Annotated in this window: 6 protein-coding genes; 1 reads left to right on the top strand and 5 read right to left on the bottom strand. The window is 37.6% G+C overall.

Annotation, left to right across the window (positions count from 1 at the left end):
* From ACTBZY_RS00390 to flxA, 5 genes are all read right to left on the bottom strand, one after another.
* Positions 1 to 784: LpxL/LpxP family acyltransferase (locus ACTBZY_RS00390; protein WP_463044334.1), on the bottom strand; the 784-nt coding region annotated here is incomplete at its 3' end.
* An 8-nt stretch (positions 785 to 792) separates the two neighbouring features.
* The gene (locus ACTBZY_RS00385) at positions 793 to 1,050 is read right to left on the bottom strand and encodes an acyl carrier protein (RefSeq protein ID WP_463044333.1); all 258 of its coding nucleotides are present in this window, start codon (positions 1,048 to 1,050) and stop codon (positions 793 to 795) included.
* Positions 1,051 to 1,059: 9 nt separating this feature from the next.
* On the bottom strand, positions 1,060 to 2,283 hold the full coding sequence (locus ACTBZY_RS00380; protein WP_463044332.1) for a beta-ketoacyl-[acyl-carrier-protein] synthase family protein: 1,224 nt from the start codon (positions 2,281 to 2,283) through the stop codon (positions 1,060 to 1,062).
* 70 nt (positions 2,284 to 2,353) lie between these two features.
* Positions 2,354 to 3,097 carry a flexirubin biosynthesis SDR family reductase FlxB gene (flxB, locus tag ACTBZY_RS00375; RefSeq protein ID WP_463044331.1) on the bottom strand — a complete coding sequence of 248 codons (744 nt, stop codon included), beginning with the start codon at positions 3,095 to 3,097 and terminating at the stop codon, positions 2,354 to 2,356.
* Complete coding sequence (flxA, locus tag ACTBZY_RS00370) at positions 3,094 to 4,635, bottom strand: flexirubin biosynthesis tyrosine ammonia-lyase FlxA (RefSeq protein WP_463044330.1); 1,542 nt, start codon at positions 4,633 to 4,635, stop codon at positions 3,094 to 3,096. The genes flxB and flxA overlap by 4 nt, the downstream gene beginning before the upstream one ends.
* 277 nt (positions 4,636 to 4,912) lie before the next feature.
* On the opposite strand from flxA, the gene ACTBZY_RS00365 reads away from it, so the two are divergent.
* Positions 4,913 to 5,512, top strand: a complete 600-nt coding sequence (locus ACTBZY_RS00365; protein WP_463044329.1) for a hypothetical protein — start codon at positions 4,913 to 4,915, stop codon at positions 5,510 to 5,512.
* Positions 5,513 to 5,763 lie beyond the last annotated feature (251 nt).

The following is a 5,763-nucleotide window of genomic DNA, read 5'->3' as shown; positions in this document are numbered from 1 at the left end:
CTACTTCTTTCCTACTTCTTTTTACTTCTATGGAATCCGAAGCATAAAAATGATAATGACTTTTGGTTTCTTTCATGGCAAAAACATAAGAAACCGGCACTCCAAATTTGGCGGCTAGATAAAAAGGGCCTTTGGGAAATTCGGCAGGTCTATCTAAAAAATCTGCTATGAGCGTAGGAGCCCCTTCTCTAAATCTATCACCATGTAATACTAAAAGCTCATTATTCTTGAAGGCATTGTGTAGAGCAATGATATGCCCCATGTCCCCATCTTTAATAGAAATGATATTGACATTCTTTTTCTTCTGAACGCCGTCTAGAAAAACCTTAATATTCTCATGCTCGTTTTCATACATCAAAATATTAAACTTGGTATCCAGTCTATTGAGCAACTGTCCAGCTATTTCCCAATTTCCTACATGAGCACTAATGAGTATCCCCCCTTTACCGTTTTTAGATATTTGGTCTAGGTTTTCTATACCATCGTGGTCTATGGTAAAATTGGTTTTCACACCCGCCAAAAGTGCTACTTTATCTAAAAGCGTTTGACCAAAAACGTAATAGTTTTTATACATTTTAGAGAGAGTCTTCCTTCTAGAAAAACCTAAGACCTCCTTAAAATAAAAGAAACTACTTCTATTTGATTTCCAGGCAAATAAGAAATAGTAAAGGGCTACAAAACGAAGGATGAAATACGCAAAACCAAGCCCAAGATGATTCAGTACAAAAACAAAAATCTTTATCCCGAAAAGGTTGGCATTTGTTTTACCTTTCCATTGGCTCATAAGATTACTTAGGCGGCTTCTTTCTCTGTTACTTTAGACTGCACATAAGCGTAGAAGTCGTTAAAAGTAACAATATTCATAAAATCTTCTGGAACTACTTTAAACCCAAAAGCATCTTCAATCACAACAACTAAATCTACATAGTCTAAACTGTCTAAATCTAATGTTTCTTTCAAATTAGCATCCGGTTCAATATTCTCCTCTTCCACCTCAAACTCCTCTACTAAAAAGCCATTAATTTTAACAATTATCTCCTTTTCGGTCATCTTTTTATGTTAGTCTATTTTCTTAATAATCAGCGAAGAATTGGTTCCTCCGAAGCCAAAACTGTTGGACAAAAACAAATCTATGTTTCTTTCTGTGGTTTTGGTAATAATATTTAATTTTTCTGATGCTTCATCAGGGTTTTCAAAGTTGATGTTTGGAGCTATAAAACTGTTTTTCATCATGATAATAGAGTAAACTATCTCACTAGCTCCAGCCATCCAGCACTCATGCCCAGTCAAAGACTTAGTGGAACTTACTGGTGTATTATAATCTCCAAAAACAGAGGCGATGGCTTCTGCTTCCGCAAAATCTCCCCCTGGCGTAGAAGTGGCGTGAGCATTGATATAATCTATCTGCTCTGGAGAAACGTTGGCGTCTTTTAAAGCCATTTCCAAAGACCTCACTTGGCCTTCCACATTAGAATTGGAAATGTGCTGCCCATTGGAAGAAAAACCGTAACCTAAGACTTCAGCCAAAATAGGTGCTCCCCTCTTTACGGCACTTTCATAATCTTCTAAAATCAATGTGGCCGCACCACCACTAGGCACTAAACCATCTCTATCTTTATCAAAAGGCCTTGAAGCTTTTGTTGGGTCATCTTCTCTTACAGAAAAGGCACTCAATCCATCAAAACTCCCAAAAGCAAAAAGGTTGACCTCTTGGGCACCGCCACAAACTACATGTTTTTGCAGCCCCCATTTTATCATTAAGTACGCCAATCCTATGGCATGAGAGCCACTGGCACAAGCCGCACTTATAGTGAAATTTATACCTTTCAGCTTGAATATCGTAGAGAGGTTCATGGTAACCGTACAGTTCATAGACTGAAAAATGGAACCCGAACCTATTAATGTAGTATCTTTTTTATCTCTGATGATGTCTACCGCTTCTGTCACTGCTTTAGCAGAGCTATCATTACCATAGAGAATCCCTACTTCATTTTGATCCAAAAAATCCATATCCATTTTGGCATTATCTAAAGCCTCAATGGTGGCCATATATGCATATTCCGCCTCTTCAGAAAGTCCTTTCCTGGCTCTTCTATCTAAAAGACCTTTTAAATCTGGTTTTTGAACAATGCCTGTCAAAGAAGATCTAAAGCCCCACTCCTTTCTTTCTAGATCTAGTCCAATACCAGATTTTCCTGTAAAGAGCGATTCTTTAACTTCTTCAATGTTATTTCCTAAACAAGACCAGGCTCCTATTCCTGTGATGACAACTCTGTTATTCATGACGATTTGATGATGAAATACTTATGCAAACTTATGAATTTTATGAAAATATATTGTGAACCCTATCACATCAACTGTATAAACCACCATTTATAGAAAGTACCTGCCCTGTAATATAAGATGCTTTACGAGAAGCTAAGAAACATACCGCATCGGCCACCTCCTCTGCCGTTCCAAATCGGTTTAAAGGAATCAGTTTTTTAAAATCCTTTTCTTCAATATCCTCGGTCATGTCTGTTTTGATAAAACCTGGAGCCACAGAGTTAACAGTAATGCCTCTTCTACCCACTTCTTGAGAAAGTGCTTTTGCGGCCGCTATCATTCCTCCCTTAGCGGCCGAATAATTGGTTTGTCCTGGCATTCCTCTTAGTCCTGAAAGAGAGACTACGTTTACTATTCTTCCGTATTTATTCAAATGCATTCCTTTCAAAACCAAACGGGTTACATTATAAAAACCGCCCATACCCGTATTGATAACGGCGTCCCACTCTTCTCTACTCATCCACATCAGTAGTTGGTCTTTTCTAATGCCTGCATTGTTTATCAAAACCTCAATACGCTTGTCAGGGTTTGCTTCAATCCAAGTTTCCAAAACGGCATTAACAGCTTCTTGGTCGGCCACGTCAAATTTCATAAGTTCTCCATCACTCCCCGCTTCTTTAACTAGCCTCAGGGTTTCTTCTGCGGCTGCGGCATTAGATTGAAAATTGATTAAAACAAAGTAACCCATTTGTGCCAATTGCACACTTACCGCACGGCCTATACCTCTAGACGCTCCTGTAACCAAGGCGAATTTTAATGAATTCTCGCTCATATAATGGATGGATTATTCTTTCCAGTAAATTCTATTATTTTATTAATCTTAGGGTGTAATACCGTATCATCTTTAAATGCTGGCACCAACCTTCTAATATCCTCAAAATGCTTTTTAGAAACACTTGAAAGTTTATCGGCTACTTTTAAATATTCTATCGCTTGAGCTATAGATAACAGCTCTATAGATAGTACTTGTAAAGTATTTTCAATGACTTTGCAGCACACTAAAGCAGCATTTGTACCCATGCTTACCACGTCTTGATTGTCATTATTACATGAAATACTGTGCACGTACATGGGGTTAGACAACATTTGGTTCTCTGCGGTAGTAGAGGTAGCCGTAAACTGTGCCGCCTGCATTCCCAAATTTAAACCCAGTTTTCCAAGATTCACAAAAGGAGGTAAAATACCATTCAAATGGCTATTAAAAAGAAAATTCAGTTGCCTTTCGGCCAAAACGCTCAATTTTGTAAGAGCTATTTTCACTTTATCCATTTCCAAGGAAACATAGTCTCCATGAAAATTTCCACCATGCCATATATTTTGGTTTTCCTTATCAATTATGGGGTTATCATTAACGGAGTTGGCTTCGCCTTCTAAAACCGTTGTGGCATAATCCAGTGTATCCTTAATAGGTCCTAATATCTGTGGAATGCACCTTATAGAATAATACTCCTGAACTTTATCCTTGATAATATCTTGTTTGGTCGTTTCTTTATTAAAAAGATGCTCCTCTCTTTTTCTGATGAGTTTACTATCTGTTAGACAAAGATGCATGGCTGCTGCCACTTCTTGCTGACCTTTATGATGCTTTACGGCGTTCAGTTCTTTGGAATAGTGGTCGCTGTAAGACTCTACCATTTCTATAATAAGCATAGAAGAAGCCAAGCTCCAGTTTACAGCCTTATTAGCTTGTAAAAGATTCAGAATCCCTACTCCTGTCATGACCGAAGTTCCATTTATCAAGGCTAATCCCTCTCTTAAATGGATAGAGATAGGTTTTAAGCCTAACTCATTTAAAACCGTCATCGTAGGCAGGTAGCTTCCTTTATACTTTACCTCACCTTCTCCTATTAAGTTTAAGGCCAAATGGGCCAACTGCACCAAATCTCCACTAGCTCCTACCCCACCATGCTCAAAAATTTGTGGGTAAACATCATGATTAATAAGGTCTTTCAATAAAATCACCACTTCGGGATGCACCCCCGAATAGCCCTGCATGAGGGAATTTAAACGGCATAGCATGGCAGACTTTGTCTGCAATTCACTTATGGGCTGCCCAGCTCCGGCACAGTGACTTCTTATGAGGTTATATTGAAGTTCTTTTAAGTTTCCTTCGTCTACTTTGTATTGAGCCATCGGACCGAAGCCCGTGTTGATACCATAGATTAACTTGTCTTTAGAAAACTCCCCTAAGAATTCGTAGCTTTCATTTACCTTTTGGAGAGCTTTCTCCTCTAATTCTATTTTTTCCTGTTCAAATAATACCGCTTGGAAATTTCGGATAGTAAGACGCTTAGCACCTATTTTAATCATAAATTATTTTTTGTTCGAGGCATGGCTCCGCCCTTTCAGTCACATGATGTATCTAGACTTACACATAAAATGCGAATCTAAATAAAAACTAAAGTATCACGACACTAAATTTCGGATTTATGGCTTTCAATACCATTCTACGTATTTTGAAACTCGCAAACAAAAGATAGTACTTACTTATAATCTGTCGATTAACCGTAAAATAGATAATTGTGCCGATAACATCTCTCTAGTTAAGTAATTTGTAAATTTGAATAACACGAAACGAATAATAATCATGAAAAAAACGACCTTAATTCTACTATTTATAAGTTTACTAGGCCTTTCTGTTTATGCTCAAACCCCGGCTAAAAAAGGTAATTATTCTTTCCTAAAAGGGGAAAGCAGTTTGAATATTGAATTTGAATATGATGGCATGATGGTGGGTAAAAAAATGACGGAAGAAGAATACGTAAAAGGGAAAGTGGAAGATTACAATAAAGATGAAGCTGGTAAAGGCGAAAAATGGAAGGCATCTTGGTTTGGTTCAAGAGCAGAAAGGTTCGAACCGAAATTTATCGAACTCATAAATAAATCCATGGAAAAGACGGGCATAACGGCCGGTAAAGATTTGGATTCCAAATATACGCTAGTGGTCAAAACCGTTTATACGGAGCCTGGATTTAATGTAGGTGTAGCCAGAAAATCTGCATACGTAGATTTTCACATGACCTTTCAGGAAACCGCTTCCAAGAAGGTTATTGATACTTATACCCTATTAAGAATACCTGGTGCTCAGGTGATGGGCTTTGATTTTGATTCTGGGAGCAGAATTGCCGAATCTTACGCTAAAAGCGGTAAAATGATGGGTCTTTTTATTGCCAAAGGAGCTAATTAATCACTTTATTATAGTTTTTTCCTCATGCATGAAATTGATTTAAGGATGTTTTTTCCTTGAGTTGGTTTCATGCTTTTTTCTTGAAAATGTTGAGCAACTTCACCCATATTTATCCATAAAAGTTCCTGCCTTCTCATTTTAGAACAGCGTTTTATTTCCAATTATTCTTTTTTCTTTGAGATTTCTATCCCATAATTGGGATAACAACCAAGACGCATGTTAGCTTGACAATTAATCTGACCTTATATCAT

This window comes from Arcticibacterium sp. (genome assembly GCF_055134445.1).
The sequence above is the reverse complement of the archived record's forward strand: the minus strand, read 5'-3'. Positions and strand labels throughout refer to the sequence as shown.

What these genes read in the sequence shown, in the direction of transcription:
- ACTBZY_RS00385 (WP_463044333.1), bottom strand. Translation starts at nt 1,050, where the DNA reads ATGACCGAAAAGGAGATAATTGTTAAAATTAATGGCTTTTTAGTAGAG.
- ACTBZY_RS00380 (WP_463044332.1), bottom strand. Translation starts at nt 2,283, where the DNA reads ATGAATAACAGAGTTGTCATCACAGGAATAGGAGCCTGGTCTTGTTTA.
- flxB (WP_463044331.1), bottom strand. Translation starts at nt 3,097, where the DNA reads ATGAGCGAGAATTCATTAAAATTCGCCTTGGTTACAGGAGCGTCTAGA.
- flxA (WP_463044330.1), bottom strand. Translation starts at nt 4,635, where the DNA reads ATGATTAAAATAGGTGCTAAGCGTCTTACTATCCGAAATTTCCAAGCG.
- ACTBZY_RS00365 (WP_463044329.1), top strand. Translation starts at nt 4,913, where the DNA reads ATGAAAAAAACGACCTTAATTCTACTATTTATAAGTTTACTAGGCCTT.